Origin of the sequence: Stenotrophomonas sp. CFBP8994 (genome assembly GCF_034044835.1) — a bacterium.
Lineage (GTDB): Bacteria > Pseudomonadota > Gammaproteobacteria > Xanthomonadales > Xanthomonadaceae > Stenotrophomonas > Stenotrophomonas rhizophila_A.
In genome coordinates this window covers 354,779-370,943 of record NZ_JAXCWT010000002.1, presented here as the reverse complement: position 1 = coordinate 370,943, position 16,165 = coordinate 354,779, and the positions used below count along the sequence as shown (strand labels likewise).

Sequence of the window (16,165 nt, the reverse complement as noted above, 5' to 3'; positions counted from 1 at the left end):
CGCATTCGCGCGCCGCATCTTCTGGACGACGTTTCTTTCCAGAATCCCTTCCCAACGTTCGCCGCCCCTGCCGGGCGCTCGCACCTTCCAGCGAGGAATTCAGCACTTGTCCGATATCACTACTTCCGAACCCGGGAGCGCCGACGCGCCCGCCGAGAAGCGCGTGCGCAAGCCGCGCGTCGCCAAGGCCGCTGCCAGCAGCGCCGACACCGGGTCTTCCCCCGAACAGAACGCCTTGCCCCTGGCTGCCGCGCCCGCCGCGCCGGCGCCGGCTGCACCGGCAGCGCCGCAGCAGCCCCCCCAGGCACCGGCCGCTTCCGGCGGCGATGCCCCGGCCCCGCAGGGCGCTGGCCAGGACGCCGCCGATGGCGGCCAGCGCAACAACAACAACAACAACAACAACCCGCAGGGCGGCCAGAACCCGTACCAGCAGGGTCAGAACCAGGGCCAGGGCCAGAACCAAGGCCAGGGCAACCGCCGTGACCGTTTCCGCAATCGCCGTGACCGCGACCGCAATCGCGGCGGTGGTGGTGGTGGCTTCCGCGACGACGGCATGCCGCAGGACAATGGCGAACAGCAGCCGTTCGTGCGCAGCCAGCAGGCCAACGTGCCCGAGGGCTTCCCGGTCTATTCGCTGAGCGACCTCAAGCGCATGCCGGCCCAGAAGCTGCTGGAAATCGCCGAGCAGCTGCAGATCTCCGAAGGCGTGGCCCGCGCCCGCAAGCAGGACGTGATCTTCGCCCTGCTCAAGGTGCTCACCCGCCATGGCGACGGCGTGGCTGCCGACGGCGTGCTGGAAATCCTGCCGGACGGCTTCGGCTTCCTGCGCGCGGCTGAGGCCAGCTACCTGGCCGGCCCGGACGATACCTACATTTCGCCCAGCCAGATCCGCCGCTTCAACCTGCGCACCGGCGACCACCTGTCCGGCCGTATCCGCTTCCCGAAGGACGGCGAGCGCTACTTCGCGCTGTCGATCGTGGACACCATCAACGGTGAGCCGCTGGAAGCGTCCAAGAACAAGGTGCTGTTCGAGAACCTCACCCCGCTGTTCCCGCGCAAGCGCTTCACCCTGGAACGTGGCAACGGTTCGTCCGAAGACATCACCGGCCGCATCATGGATCTGATGGCACCGCAGGGTAAGGGTCAGCGTGCGCTGATCGTCTCCCCGCCCAAGGCTGGTAAGACCATGCTGATGCAGCAGGTGGCGACGGCGATCACCACCAACCACCCGGACGTGCACATGATCGTGCTGCTCATCGACGAGCGTCCGGAAGAAGTGACCGAAATGCAGCGCACCGTGCGCGGCGAAGTCATCAGCTCCACCTTCGACGAACCGGCCGCGCGCCACGTGCAGGTTGCCGAAATGGTGATCGAGCGCGCCAAGCGCCTGGTGGAACACAAGAAGGACGTGGTGATCCTGCTCGACTCTATCACCCGCCTGGCACGCGCCTACAACAACGTGGTGCCCAGCTCCGGCAAGGTGCTCACCGGTGGTGTGGACGCAAACGCCCTGCACCGCCCGAAGCGCTTCTTCGGTGCCGCCCGTAACGTTGAAGAAGGCGGCAGCCTGACCATCATCGCCACCGCGCTGGTCGACACCGGCAGCAAGATGGACGAGGTGATCTACGAAGAGTTCAAGGGCACCGGCAACAGCGAAGTGCACCTGAACCGCCGTATCGCCGAGAAGCGCGTGTACCCGGCCATCGACATCAACCGTTCGGGCACCCGCCGCGAAGACCTGTTGATCGAACCGGAGCTGCTGCAGAAGATCTGGATCCTGCGCAAGCTGCTGCACCCGATGGACGAAATCGCCGCGATGGAGTTCCTGCTCGACAAGATGAAGAACACCAAGTCCAACGACGAGTTCTTCGGTTCGATGAAGCGCTGACCGGCGCCAACATCGAAACAGAAAAAGGCCCCGCACTGCGGGGCCTTTTTCATGGCTGGGGGCCCCAACCGATCAGCGCTGGCTGACGGTAGGTGCCGACCGTTGGTCGGCACACGTCAAGGCCGCATCCGGTCCAACAATGGCCCGAAGTGTGGCGCAACCAACCCTGCTACCGGCTCCTCCACAGCCTCCACCGCGTCCGCAGCGGTTTCTTCCGCAGCGTCCGGAGCCGCTGGTTCCGGACTTCCCCAATCCAACCCGATCCCGGCTCTGATCACCGTGGACACCGCCACCAGGATCAGCAGCGACGCCCCACCCAGGACGTGAACAAGTGTCATAGCCGGTTCCCCGCGTGCGTATGACCCGCACACTACCCGCGACCCGGCAGGCTTTCTTTGAATCTGTTCCTAAAGCGTCACCTCTCCGACAGAGACCGCTCAGCTCGATCCCGGTCGCGCGCGCCGTTGGCCGGCCGTGTGACGCCCCTGATCCACGCATCAACCCGAGCGGCCACACCATTCTCCAAGGTTGCCTTTTCCAAGGCGGCTCAGGGAACCTCCACCGACCACACTGCCTCTTTTCCAACCCCGTAGCGCACGATCGAGAAGTCCTCATGCCGGAATACCACGGCGCTGTCAGCGCCCTCTGGCACGGACTCACGACGCGTCGGGACAGACGCACGGAATGGCACGTCGCCAGCAGGCAACGCCCAGAACGTGTCGCCGGCTCGCCCGATGATCACGTGAACCCGACCGGCAAGATCATTCACCTGGAAGTACGAGATTCCATCGCGCTCAAAGCCGTACACCTGCCAGTTCGGATCCTGGCTCGCGTTACTGGCCATCGGGTGAGATTGCCCCAATCCGTGGGACGCCAACTCGTTCCCATGATGGTCACTCAACTGAGCCGCGGCCGACATCGGCGCCATGGCGAGAAGCAGCACGGACGTCGCGCTGCAGATGGGCAAAAACCTCACTTTGACCTCCATTGGGTGAGTGGCAAGAGTGCCGAATGAATCGTAGTTCCTTCAGCAGAGGGTTCCCCTGAAGATCCTCTGATTCATATGCGCGGTGCCCCTGCGATACAGACGCCGGGATATCTTCCCGCCCAGATTGAAGATCGAACGAGCATCACCAACAGCGTGTGACGTCCCGCAAGAACACACGATTTCTGCAAGTCTCGTATCTTTCCTATAATTCAAGACAACCATTGCATCGCGCTTATTTCGCCGATACCGTCCGCACCCGACGACCACCTGCATCCTCAGAGTGTCGTCTTCGGCAGAACGGAGAATCGCATGCAAACGGAGTGGCTGAAGAACGGACTGCATCTGAACTTTCGCATTCACCCACTGGGCCTTGCCATCGCGCTTGTCTACGCATTTGCGTACTGGTTAGCACGCGAGGTGTCGATGGATCAGTTCTATCTTCCCGCCGGCATACGAATCGCAGCACTCCTTCTCACTCCGCTGCGACTTTGGCCCTACCTTCTCGTCGGCGAGTACTGCTACTTCGCGTTTGCCCGATATCCCTTGATCGACCGCTACGGATGGACGTGGTTCGTCGTCAGCTCGGCCGTGCTGATGCCTGCGGTCATGTTGATCACCCACCTGCATCGGCGGATCATGAGTTCACGAGCAGGTGTCTGGCTCATTTGTGTAGCCGCCGTGTCGACTGTCACGGTGACGACATTGAACCTTTTGATCCCATACCTGCTCTGGCCCAACCCTCCGGCGGCGGGGTTTGGTACGGACGCGGTTCGCTTCCTGGTAGGCGATTTCATAGGGATCCTCACGATCGCGCCGCTGGCGCTGCTTTGGACGCATCGGAAAGAGGCGTTTGTCCTGCAGACCGGACTGATGGTGCCGACAGTGATCTGCCTCGTTCTGATGGCCTTCGTTGGATTCGCGGCGCTTTGGATCCCGGCGGCTCCTGGCCCGGCCAAAACCAATATTCTTCTATTGCTCGCCCTGCCTGCCATCGCCTTGACGTGCATGCATGGCTGGAGGGGAGCTGCCGTCAGCGTGCCCACCTGGAGCTTGATCGTGCGCCTGACCATGCCTGCGTCGGGTATGGCGGACTCCTTCGATCCCGCGGCCTTTTCGGCCCAACAGAGCCTGGCGCTGGTTGGGATAGCGCTTCTGGCCGTTGGCACATGCTTCTCCCACTACTACCAAGAGCTCAGAATCCACAAGCTTGAGAAAGAGCGAGCCCTTTGCCACTCCAGAGCGGCTCATACCGCCACTGAGAAGGAACTCCGCTCGCGGGTGCTGGACATACGGCAGCTCAGCGAGGGTTTCGATGCCTCACTGAGCGACGTTGCTGAGTGGCTCAAGACCAAAGGCCACCAGGATCTCGCAGGCGGCCTCTTGAAGGTTACCGCTCTCCACTCCCGAAAATTCCGCGAGCAGGTCACGATGGTCTACCCAACGTCGCTGGAACACGTAGGGCTCTACCTCGCCCTCCAGATTGGCGGTATTGATGAAGCATGGAAGGCAACGGAGCGCCTGGCACCGCATCGACTGACGGGGGACCCATGCAGGCTGAGTGTCGGCCTTCAGCTTGCCGCGTACCGCACCATTATCGATGCAGTTTCCCTGCTGCTGGACCGCGAGCCGGGCCAGATACATATCCGCGCACGCTGCGGGGCATCGGCCGATATCAGGGGAATCGTCGTGTCGGTTGCCATACAGGACCCTCACCACAGCCTTTCCAGCGAGACGCTGGCCGCAGCCATCGAACGACTGACGGGAAGACCGCTGGCCTACGGCGGAACCATTCAGTGCCGCCGCAACCGCATCCGAATCCTGTTGCTGGAACAAGCAGACACCGACGCTGACAGCAAGGCCGTAGCCGCTCGGCGCCGATCAGCTCAGCGGTAGAGCCGGGCAATGCCCGGCTGACCCGCACGTCACCGGCACTCCACCACCCCCTCGGCCTTGTCCGCCTTCGTCGCCACCCGCACCTGGGTGAAGGCTGCGGCGAACGGCTTGTCCGCGCTGACCACGAACGGGGCTTCCACCGCGCCCAGGTCCACGCCCTTGCTGGCGAAGCAGGCCAGCGGAATGGTCACCGTGCGCTTCTGGCCCGGGGTGAGCGTTGCCAGCGCCGGGGCGATATCCACGCCACCCTCGCAGCCGGTGCCGCACTGCATGGTCACCGTCACCGGCGAGGCGGGCGGGTGCTGCACCATCACGTCGAACTGCAACGCGCCGTTGCTGCGCGCCAGCGCGCCCAGGTTGCGCCGCGAGGTGCTGCGCGCGATCAGCTGCGCGGGGGCCAGCCAGGTCACTTCGCGTGCGTCCTGCTGCGTGTTGATCTGCACCGTGCGCACTTCGGCCACCGGCGTGGCGGTGGGCCAGCGCAGGCTGGCATTGAGATCGTTGCCGAGTGGCTGGGTGGCACCGCCGGCGGCGATGTGCAGCGAGAACGGCGCGGTATCCACGCGGTTGAAGATCGGCAGCGTGGTCACTTCACCGCAATGGTCCGGGTTGGTTTCGGGCAGGCGCGCGACCTGCGCGGGCTTGGCATAGCTCAGGCCATAGCCGAACTTGAACAGGTCCGGGCGCTTCGGGTCCGGGCGGTCGATCGGTGCCGGGCAAGGCACGCCCGGCCACGGGAAGCTGAGCCGGCCGTGGAAGTCGTGCGCGGGCCTGCCGTCCTTGCCTGCCACCAGCACGTCGGTGATGCCCTTGCCTTCGGTACCCGGCAGCCACGCGGCAACGAACGCCTGCGACAGGTTGAGCAGGTCGTTGGTGTACATCGGGCGGCCGGAGAAGTACACGGTGACCAGCGGCTTGCCGGTGGCGGCGGCGGCCTTGAGCACGGCCAGGTCCTGCGGCTGCGCACGGCTGTGGCTGACCGTGTCCGAGGCGAGGATGTCGCCGTTGGTTTCGGCGTACGGCGTTTCGCCGATCACCGCGACCACCACGTCGAACGCCGACGCATCGATGCCCTTGGCATCGGCGCTGTAGGTCACCTGCTGCGTGCCCAGTTCGGCGCGCAGCGCACCCAGCACCGAATCGGCACTGGGGAAATCGGCGTTCGTGTTCTCGGTGCCCTGCCAGGTCAGCGACCAGCCCCCGGCCTGGTCGGACAGGCTGTCGGCACTCTTGCCCACCACCAGCACGCGTGCATCGCGCTTGAGCGGCAGCACCTTGTCCTGGTTCTTCAGCAGCACCAGCGATTCGCGCACGGCTTCACGCGCCAGCTCGCGGTGCTGCACGGCGTTGGCGTCGCCCGCGAAGCGGCTGTCGGACGGCTTGTGCTCGAACAGGCCCGCACGCAGCTTCACGCGCAGGATGCGGGTCACCGCATCGTCGATGCGCGCCATCGGAATCTCGCCGCTCTCCACCTGGGCGATGGTGTTGGCGATGAAGGCCTTCCAGTCGTCGGGCACCATCACCATGTCGATACCGGCGTTGATCGCCTGGGCGCAGCTGTCGTTGCGGCAGCCGGGTACCTGGGCGATGCCGTTCCAGTCGGAGACGACGAAGCCGTCAAAGCCCATCTTTTCCTTCAGCGCGCCGGTAAGCAGCGCCTGGCTGCCGTGCATCTTGCCGTAGTCCACGCCGCCGGCACGGTCGTTCCAGCTGTTGAACGAGGCCATCACCGTCTGCACGCCTTCGCCCAGCGCACCGAAGTAGCCTTGGCCGTGCACGTTGATCATGGTGGCCTTGTCGACGGTGGCCTCGCCCTGGTCGCGGCCGTTGTCGGTGGCCCCATCGCCGATGTAGTGCTTGGCCGTGGCCACCACGTTGCCGTCGCCGGTGAAGCGGCCCTGCGCGCCCTTGACGTAGGCGGTGGCGTATTCGCGCACGATGGACGGGTCGGACGAGAAGCTTTCGTAGGTCCGGCCCCAGCGCGGGTCATGTGCCACGGCCAGGGTGGGCGCGAACACCCAGCCGATGCCGGTGGCACGGGTGGCGCTGCCGGTGGCGGCGCCGATGCGCTCGATCAACGCGGCGTCGCGGGTGGCGCCCAGGCCGATGTTGTGCGGGAACAGCGTGGCACCAAACACGTTGCTGTGGCCGTGCACGGCATCGGTGCCCCAGATCACCGGCACCGGGGTGCGTGCGTCAGTGGCCAGCGAGGCGGCGTGATAGGCATCGGCCAGCTTCACCCAGTCGGCCACGCTGGCGTGCTTGTTCATGCCCGGCCACGAGCCACCGCCATTGAGCACCGAGCCGATGTAGTAGGTACGCACCTGCTCCGGGGTGATCTGCTTGATCTCCGGCTGGGTCATCTGCCCGACCTTCTGGGCCAGGGTCATCTGCGCAAGGATGCTGCGCACGCGGCTTTCGATGGCCGGGTCGGAGGCGATCGCGCTGGTTACCTGCGGCCAGTCCTGCAGGCGCTCGGCGGCGGGCGCGGCGTGCGCTTGGGCGGCCAATGCCGTCAGGACACAGACGGTAAGAAGAGTCTTCCGGGCGCTGCTCACGTGCATCTACCTCCAAGAAAATGTACGGATGATGGACCGGGCGCGGGCTGCTTCAGCGCTTCCGGTGACAGCGCTGTCATATAAGCCGGGCGTAGTCCTGTCAACTGTTTGGCGAGCGCGTTGTCCTGGCATCCCCGTGATTGCTGGGCCTGCTGTTTTCGAATGGGAAGAGAATCCGCAGTTGCTGTTGCAGCGCCGCATGGAAATCCGGACCGTGCACGAATACCCCGCAACGTGGCACCATCCGCCTGCTTCGGTAATCCCGAAACGACTCAGGCGCATTACCATCGGCAGCGGCCGGCCGGGCTCTCCAGGAGGATCCATCGCACCATGCGTAGTCGTATCGAGGATGTCGCCGCCATTGCGGGCGTTTCGATCAAGACCGTGTCGCGCGTGCTCAACAACGAGCCGAACGTACGGGTGGAAACGCGCGACCGCGTGCTCGCTGCGGTCTCCCGGCTGGGATACAAACCGAACCTGTCGGCGCGCAGCCTGGCCGGGCAGCGCTCGTATGCACTGGCGCTGGTCTACAACAACCCCTCGCGCAACTACCTGATGGAAATCCAGAACGGCATGCTGGAAGCCTGTCATGCCAACCACTACAACCTGATCCTGGGGCCGGTCGGCATCGGCCGGCGCACCCTGCCCGACCTCGCCGCACTGTTCGAGAACTCGAGGCCCGATGGCGTGGTGCTGATCCCGCCGCTGACCGACGATGCGGTGGTGCTGGCGTACCTGGAAGACAACGAGATTCCGTTTTCCAGCATCGCCCCGCGCCATCCCGAAGGGCGCATCGGCGTACGCATGGACGAAACCACCGCAGTGGTGGAACTGATCGGCCATCTGGTCGCGCAGGGCCACCGTCGCATCGCCCATATCAAAGGCCCGCGCGCGCATGGCGCGTGCCAGTGGCGCCTCGCCGGCTACCGCCAGGCACTTCGCGACGCGGGCATCGAGTACGACCCGGCGCTGGTGGTGAACGGCCAGTTCTCGTTCGAGTCGGGCATCGACGCGGCCAATGCGCTGCTGGACCTGCCCGAGCCGCCCACCGCGATCTTCGCGGCCAACGACGACATGGCCGCCGCGGTGTTCCGGGTGGCTGGCCAGCGCGGCCTGCGCGTGCCGCGCGATCTTTCCGTGTGCGGCTTCGATGACACGCCCATTGCCGGGCACATCTATCCGGCCCTGACCACGGTGCGCCAGCCCACCGACACGATGGGCCGGCTGGCCACCGAACAGCTGATCGAACGCATCCGCTCGCCGAAGGCCGGCCGCATGGTCACCGTGGACCATGCGGTGCTGGTGCGTGAATCCACCCACGCACCCCGGCGCCGTTGAGCGGTCAGGCGTAGCGGCGCGACCCGCGCCATGCATAGAACACGATGAACAGGTAGCACAGCATCGGCAGCAGGAACGAAGCCTGCAGCCCGTAGTGGTCGGCCAACCAGCCCACCGCCAGCGGAACCACCGCGCCGCCCACGATCGCCATCACCAGCAGGCTGGAGCCCTGCCCGGTGAGCGGGCCCAGGCCGCCGATGGCGAGCGCGAAGATGGTCGGGAACATGATCGAATTGAACAGACCCACGCTGACCACGCTCCACTTGGCCAGCTCGCCGGTGCCGAGCATGGTCACCGCCAGCAGCCCCATCACCACCAGCGCGAACAGCCCGAGCAGGCGGCGCGGATCAAAGCGCGCCAGCAGGAACGTGCCGACCAGGCGGCCGACCAGCGCACCGCCCCAGTACAGCGACACATAGCGCGTGGCCTCCTGCTCGGTCAGGCCTTCGCCGATGCCCGGCATGGACAGGAAGTTGACCAGCACGCTGCCGATGGACACTTCCGCGCCCACGTAGAAGAAGATCGCCAGCACGCCGAAGGCCAGGTGTTTGTGGCGCAGCGCCGCACCGAGCGTGCCCTGCTCCTTGCTGTCTTCGACCCCGGCAATGCTGGGCAGGCGGAACATCCAGATCGCCGCGGCCAGCACGAACAACGCGATGGCCAGGCCGAAGTACGGTACCTGCACCGAGTGTGCTTCAGCGGCGCGGTAGGCCAGCGCTTCGGCCTGCGGCAGCAGCGCCAGCTGCTCGGCGCTGCGCGGTTCGGCCGCCAGGATCAGCAGGCCGCCGAACAGCGGGGCAATGGTGGTGCCCAGCGCGTTCATCGACTGGGCCAGGGTGAGCCGGCTGGAGCTGGTCTGCTCCGGCCCCAGCAGCGCCACATACGGGTTGGCCGCGACCTGCAGCACGGTGATGCCGGTGGCCAGCACGAACAGCGCGCCCAGGAACAGCCCGTATACATGCAGCGCGGCCGCCGGCCAGAACAGCAGCGCGCCGACCCCGGCGATCGCAAGACCGGCCACGATGCCGCGCTTGTAGCCCACCACAGCCACCAGCCGGCCCGCCGGCAGGGACATCAGGAAGTACGCGCCGAAGAAGGTGAACTGGATGAGCATGGCCTGCACCCAGGTCAGCGAGAACGCAGCCTTGAGGTGCGGAATCAGGATGTCGTTGAGGCAGGTGATGAAGCCCCACATGAAGAAGATCGCCGTCACCACGGCCAGTGCCATGCGTGTGCTCTGTACGTGCTGCCCGCGAACCACGGTGGAAGTGTCCATTGCCTGTCCTTCTGATGGGAATGCCAGCCATGCGGCGGCCAGACATGGAACCTGCTTGGCGTCCTGTTGTCCAGCGCTGTCAGACAACCGGTCAGAACACGCGACAGTCACCGTAACCTGCCCGAAAACGGGTTTCGCGCAGTTTCGTTCTGCACTGCACAACGAGCAGACCCGACTGAATCGGGCGCCTGACGTCCCGGCAAAACAGGGCTGAAAGGCCCGCATTGCAGGGTTTGGCGCGTATACAGCGACCCGCCCCGGGACACGCAGGGACACCCACGCGCGACACCGCGAACGATGCGCTTCATGGCAGTTTGTTGACAACGCTGTCAGGCATCGGCCCAATCCGCCCACATCGTTGTTGAATCGTGTCAGACGCCGTAGGACTGCCATTACCGATTTCCCTGGGGAGGGAGCTGCAATGAAGACGTACAAGGCCGTACCCCGCAAGGCAATGCTCACTTCCGCGCTGCTCGCCGTGTTGGCCGGGCCGGCGTGGCCCCAGGACACCACCCGCGACGGCGCTGCGTCGTCGTCGGAAGGGCTGGATCCGGCCACGCTTGATACGGTGCAGGTCACCGGTATCCGTGGCAGCCTCACCTCGTCCATGAACCTCAAGCGCGACAGCCAGGGTGTGGTGGACGGCATCGTGGCCGAGGACATCGGCAAGTTCCCCGATACCAACCTGGCCGAATCGCTGCAGCGCATCAGCGGCGTGTCGATCGACCGCACCTCCAGCGGCGAAGGCTCCAAGGTGACCGTGCGCGGCATCGGCCCGGACTTCAACCTGGTGCTGCTCAACGGCCGCCAGATGCCGGCCTCCAATCTGGGCAACGGCGGCGCCGGCCTGTCCGGCTCGCGCTCGTTCGATTTCGCCAACATCGCCTCCGAGTCGATCTCGGCGGTGGAAGTGTTCAAGACCACCCGTGCCGACAACCCGACCGGTGGCATCGGTGCCACGATCAACGTCAAGACCCTGCGCCCGCTCGAATCGGCGCCGGTGGTGAGCGTCGGCCTGAAGGCCGTCAACGACACCTCCAACGACAACCTGCCCAGCACGCTTCAGGGTTCGAAGTACACCGGTGAGATCTCCGGCATCTTCAGTGACACCTATGCCGATGGTCGCGTGGGCGTGATGCTGAGCGGCAGCTACCAGGAGCGCGATTCCGGCTTCAACCAGGCCACGGTGGCCGAAGGTTGGGCCACGTTCGAAGGCGACAACACCACTGACTGGCGCGTGCTGCCGCAGCCGGGCCAGGGCTACGCGGACCGCATCCAGAATCGTCCCGGCCCCGATGACGTGTACGGCCGCCCGCAGAACACCGCCTACAACGTCAACGGCGTGCAGCGCCAGCGCACCAACGGCCAGGCCACCCTGCAGTGGAAGCCGGTCGACAACGTGACCACCACGCTGGATTACACCTATGTGGAAAACAAGGTGCAGCAGCAGCGCAGTGAGCTGTCGGTGTGGTTCAACTACGGCCCGGGCGACAGCATCTGGACCAACGGCCCGGTCGCCGCGCCGATCATCTACAGCGAAGACATGGTCAATTCGGACGTGTCGATGGGGGGTGCGCAGCTGGCCACGAAGAACACGCTGGACTCGCTGGGCTTCAACGTGGAGTGGGAAGTCAACGATGCGTTGACCCTGAACTTCGACGCCCACCATTCCACCGGCGAATCGCAGCCCGACAGCCCGTATGGTTCGGCTGGCGTGCTCGGGGTTGCCGCGTTCGTGCGCGGCAAGACCACGGTCGACTACAGCGGCGACCTGCCGATCATCAACATCGCGCTGCCGCCGGGCGGGGTGCAGGCGGCCGATGCCCTGGTCACCGGCTCGGTGTTCCAGAACAGCTACAACAAGTCCGAGGTGGAACAGTACCAGGGCCGCGGTACCTTCCAGTTCGCCGACTACTCCGCGTTGGACTTCGGCGTGGGCTACACCGACGTCAAGAACCGTTCGGCCTCGGCGATCATGCAGCGCAATACGTGGGGCGGCCTGGGTACGCCGGCCGACTACGATGACAGCATATGGTACGCCGACGACATGGCCAGGTACTTCGATGCGTTCTCGGGGCACGACGATCCGCGCCTGACCGGCCAGTTCCTGGTATTCGACTTCGACAGGCTGATCAACCGCGCCGCCCAGGTCGGCACCGCGTCCGACCCGGCCTGCCCTACCTGTTACGTGGCTCCCACCGAGTATTCGCAGGACATCCGCACCAACGAAACGTCCAAGAGCGCGTTCCTGCAGTACCGCACCACGTTCGACTGGTCGATGCCGCTGAACGTGGCGGTCGGCGTGCGCTATGAACAGACCGACGTGGATTCCACCGCGATGGTGCGCGTGCCCAACGGGATCAGCTGGGGGTCGGCCAACGAGCTCAACATCGAATACGCCAGCGAAAGCGGCTTCATCAGCGACAGCGGCAAGTACGACTATGTGCTGCCCAACCTGGACCTGAAGCTGGACATCAGCGATACGCTGGCGCTGCGCGGCAGCTACAGCCGCAGCCTGGGCCGCGCGGGCTGGGACCAGATCCAGAGCGGGCAGTCGCTGGCCGACATCGTGCGCACCCAGGGTGGCAGCGGGTCGCGCGGCAACCCGGCGCTGGAGCCGCTGCTGTCGGACAACTTCGACCTGTCGCTGGAGTGGTACTACGGCGAATCCAGCTACGCCTCGGTCGGCTTCTTCCGCAAGAACATCAAGAACTTCATCAGCAACACCATCGTCCGCGAGAACACCGGCAACCTGCACACCCCGGTGGGTGGCGCCTACTGGAACGCAGCGCTGGCAGCCGGCTGCGGGGTGAGCGACATGCCCTGCATCCGCGATTACATCTTCACCAACTTCAACGGCCAGCCTGGCGTGACCGCCACCGGCACCAACTCGGCCGGCCAGCTCACCGGCACCATCGTCGGGCAGCCCGGCGACCCGATTGCCGGCTTTGACATCACCCTGCCGGCCAACCAGCGTTCGGACCATCTCGATGGCTGGGAAGTGGCGGTGCAGCACCTGTTCGGCCAATCCGGCTTCGGCCTGGCGGCGAACTACACCAAGGTGAAGTCGGGGCTGACCTTCGACAACCAGAGCCTGGGCGACCAGTACCCGATGGTGGGCCTGAGCGATTCGGCCAACCTGGTGGCGTTCTACGACAAGCACAACTGGCAGATCCGTGCGGCCTACAACTGGCGCGACAAGTTCCTCAACGGCATCGGCGGCCAGGGTCCCAATCCGAACTACACCGATGATTACGGCCAGCTCGACCTCAACATCAGCTACGCGGTCAGCGAGCAGCTGTCGCTGAGCCTGGAGGCGATCAACCTCACCGACGAGACCATGCGTACCTACGCACGGCATACCAACATGCTGCGCTACGCCACCCAGACCGGCCCGCGCTACATGTTCGGCGTCCGCTACAAGTTCTGAGCAGCAGCGGTGTGGCGGGTCTACACTCGCCACACCGCCACCGCCTGCAAGCGACCCTGCCATGCCTGCCACGCCCGGTCCGATCGACGAAGTGCGCGACCTCGACCGCCACCGGCTGGCCGAGGTTCTCCCGAGCTGGACCACGCCCAAGGTGATCCGCGGGCTGGTGGCGGACTGGCCGATGGTCGGCGCCGCGCGCGACTCGGCCGATGCGGCGGTCGCCCACCTCAAGCAGTACGACCACGGCACCCTGCCGGTCACCGCCACGACCGCGCCGCCTTCAGCAAAGGGGCGGATCTTCTACAACGCGGACATGAGCGGCTTCAACTTCCGCCGCGAGCAGATCGCGCTGAAGGTGGTGCTCGATACGCTGCTCAAGTACCGCAGCACGCCTGAACCGCCCACCATCTACGTCGCCTCGACCACGCTGGACAGCTTCCTGCCCGGCTTCCGCCAGGACAATCCGCTGGCGCTGGGCGTGGACGGACCGCTGGCCAGCATCTGGATCGGCAACCGCTCGCGCATCGCCGCCCACCACGACGTGCCGGACAACCTGGCCTGCGTCGCCGCCGGCCGCCGCCGGGTCACCCTGTTTCCGCCCGATCAGATCGGCAACCTGTATGTCGGTCCGCTGGATTTCACCCCGGCCGGCCAGGCAGTGAGCCTGGTGGACTTCGCCGAACCGGACCTGGACCGCTTCCCGCGCTTTGCCCGGGCCATGGCCAGCGCGCAGGTGGCCGAGCTGGGGCCCGGTGATGCCGTGTTCATTCCTTCCCTGTGGCACCACCACATGGAAGGGCTGGATGATTTCAATGTGCTGGTGAACTACTGGTGGCGTCCGGTGCCGGCCTGGATGGACCCGCCGATGAACGCCCTGATGCTGTCGCTGCTCGCGCTGCGCGGGCTGCCGCCGGCCCAGCGCAGGCACTGGCGGGCGCTGTTCGACCACTACGTGTTCGGCGCCGATGGCGAAGCCAACGCACATATCCCCGACAGCAAGCGCGGCGTGCTGGGTCCGCTGGATGAGGGCATGGCGGCCAATGTGCGCAGCGTGCTGCGCAAGCGGATGGAACGCTGAGTCCGGACCTCCCCCTTTGGGCGGTGAATCCGTGATAATCCGCGCCGGGAACCCCTCATCCGCCCCGTTGCAGCCTCATCGGTAGGACCGGTTGGCGCAGCATCCTGCCGGTCACTCTGCCATGCCCCTGCTGTCCTCCCGCCTCAACCTGGGCAAGCTGATCCTGGCGCTTGCCCTGCTCAGCGCGCTGGTCGCCCTGGCCAACACCCTGCACGCCAGCTACCGCGTGCAGCGCGAACAGCTGATCGGCACCACGCTCGAATCCAACCGGGTGTACGCCAGCAAGCTGGCCGAGAGCACCCAGAACTTCGTGCTGTCGGCCCAGCAGCAGCTGGCCTATGCCGCCACCGGCCTGGGCCAGCGCGCGCATACCCGCGCCGAGCTGGAAGCCGAAGCGGCGCGCCTGCAGCTGCAGACCAACAGCTTCAACTCGGTACTGATCGTGGACCCGGCCGGCACGGTGCTGGCCACCTCGCCGCTGAGCCTGTCCCTGCAGGGGGTGGTGCTCAACAGCCACGGCAACAGCGAGGCGCTCAAGCGCCGCGAGCCGTACATCAGCGATCCGTACGAGTCGGCCACCGGCCGCCTGCTGGTCGCCATCTCGCACCCGATCTTCGACCCGCAGGGCCAGTACAAAGGTTATGTGAGCGGCACCATCTACCTGCGCCAGCGCAGCATCCTGCAGAGCCTGCTGGGCAAGCACTACTACCGCGACGGCTCGTATCTGTACGTGGTCGACCGCAATGGCCGCATCCTGTACCACATCGAACCCACCCGGGTTGGCCAGTTCGCCCTGGAGAACCCGGCGGTGAAGGCAGTCAGCCAGGGCCACTCGGGCGCGCAGGAAGTGCGCAACAGCCACGGCGTGCTGATGCTGGCCGGCTACGCGCCGGTGCCCAGCGTGGGCTGGGGCGTGGTGGCACAGCGCCCGACGGAGGCCACGCTGGCACCGCTGTCGCGCTTGATGAAGGCGGTGATCTGGAATGCCATTCCGCTGGGCGTGCTGTCGCTGCTGGTCACCTGGTGGTTCGCCCGGCGCATTTCGCTGCCGCTGTGGCAGATGGCGCGCAATGTGCAGAACCGCGACACCGGCATCGCCATCCGCCACGTGACCGGCATCAAGGCGTGGTACTACGAGGCCGCGCACCTCAAGCAGGCGCTGCTGTACAGCTTCAACCTGCTGCAGGACCGTATCGGCAAGCTCAACCGCGCCAGCATGACCGACCCGCTCACCGGCCTGCAGAACCGGCGCGGCCTGCAGGAAGGGCTGGAAGACTGGCAGGCACGCGGGCAGCCGTTCGGGATCATCGCGCTGGATATCGACCGGTTCAAGACCATCAACGACCGCTTCGGCCATGCGGTCGGCGATGCGGTGATCCTGCGCATCGCCCAGCTGATGCGCGACGATTCGCGCGACACCGACCTGCTGTGCCGCAATGGCGGCGAGGAGTTCCTGATCCTGCTGCCCGGCATCGACGTCACCGCCAGCGCGGGCATCGCCGAGCGCCTGCGCCTGCAGGTGGAAGCAGAAGTGTTCGAACAGGTCGGCACGGTAACGGTATCGCTGGGCGTGGCCCACTACCCGTCCTACCACGAGGACCCGCAGCAGGCGCTGCGTCTGGCCGACAAGGCGCTGTACATGGCCAAGGAACAGGGTCGCAACCGGACCGTGTTGTATCCAGCGCCGGACGGCCCGGCCGGAAGCTGATGCTGAAA

The 16,165-nt window shown here is 65.7% G+C and carries 9 protein-coding genes; 6 read left to right on the top strand and 3 right to left on the bottom strand.

What is annotated here, in order from left to right:
• The first annotated feature begins 106 nt into the window (after positions 1–106).
• Positions 107–1,888, top strand: a complete 1,782-nt coding sequence (rho, locus tag SOM39_RS06425; RefSeq protein WP_320457842.1) for a transcription termination factor Rho — start codon at positions 107–109, stop codon at positions 1,886–1,888.
• 547 nt (positions 1,889–2,435) lie between these two features.
• Here the strand turns inward: rho and SOM39_RS06420 are convergent.
• A complete protein-coding gene (locus SOM39_RS06420; RefSeq protein WP_320457841.1) occupies positions 2,436–2,864 on the bottom strand; it encodes a hypothetical protein in 429 nt (142 codons plus the stop codon).
• A 321-nt stretch (positions 2,865–3,185) separates the two neighbouring features.
• Between SOM39_RS06420 and SOM39_RS06415 the strand changes: the two genes are divergently transcribed.
• Positions 3,186–4,769: an MASE1 domain-containing protein gene (locus SOM39_RS06415; RefSeq protein ID WP_320457840.1), complete on the top strand. Its 1,584-nt coding sequence runs from the start codon at positions 3,186–3,188 to the stop codon at positions 4,767–4,769.
• 29 nt (positions 4,770–4,798) lie between these two features.
• On the opposite strand, the gene SOM39_RS06410 is transcribed toward SOM39_RS06415, so the two are convergent.
• Positions 4,799–7,327: an exo 1,3/1,4-beta-D-glucan glucohydrolase gene (locus SOM39_RS06410; RefSeq protein WP_320457839.1), complete on the bottom strand. Its 2,529-nt coding sequence runs from the start codon at positions 7,325–7,327 to the stop codon at positions 4,799–4,801.
• Positions 7,328–7,657: 330 nt separating this feature from the next.
• Between SOM39_RS06410 and SOM39_RS06405 the strand changes: the two genes are divergently transcribed.
• Positions 7,658–8,665, top strand: a complete 1,008-nt coding sequence (locus SOM39_RS06405; protein ID WP_093534866.1) for a LacI family DNA-binding transcriptional regulator — start codon at positions 7,658–7,660, stop codon at positions 8,663–8,665.
• A gap of 4 nt (positions 8,666–8,669) precedes the next feature.
• Here the strand turns inward: SOM39_RS06405 and SOM39_RS06400 are convergent, their stop codons facing one another.
• Entirely contained in the window at positions 8,670–9,941 is a 1,272-nt protein-coding gene (locus tag SOM39_RS06400) for a sugar MFS transporter (RefSeq protein WP_320457838.1), read from the bottom strand.
• 421 nt (positions 9,942–10,362) lie between these two features.
• Here SOM39_RS06400 and SOM39_RS06395 point away from each other — a divergent pair, with 421 nt between their 5' ends.
• The 3 genes from SOM39_RS06395 to SOM39_RS06385 all read left to right on the top strand — a co-directional run bounded on the left by SOM39_RS06395 (position 10,363) and on the right by SOM39_RS06385 (position 16,157).
• Positions 10,363–13,371 (top strand): TonB-dependent receptor, encoded by a 3,009-nt coding sequence (locus SOM39_RS06395; protein WP_320457837.1) that lies wholly within the window; start codon positions 10,363–10,365, stop codon positions 13,369–13,371.
• A 61-nt stretch (positions 13,372–13,432) separates the two neighbouring features.
• Positions 13,433–14,449 (top strand): cupin-like domain-containing protein, encoded by a 1,017-nt coding sequence (locus SOM39_RS06390; protein ID WP_320457836.1) that lies wholly within the window; start codon positions 13,433–13,435, stop codon positions 14,447–14,449.
• Positions 14,450–14,570: 121 nt separating this feature from the next.
• The gene (locus SOM39_RS06385) at positions 14,571–16,157 is read left to right on the top strand and encodes a sensor domain-containing diguanylate cyclase (protein WP_320457835.1); all 1,587 of its coding nucleotides are present in this window, start codon (positions 14,571–14,573) and stop codon (positions 16,155–16,157) included.
• Positions 16,158–16,165: the final 8 nt, after the last annotated feature.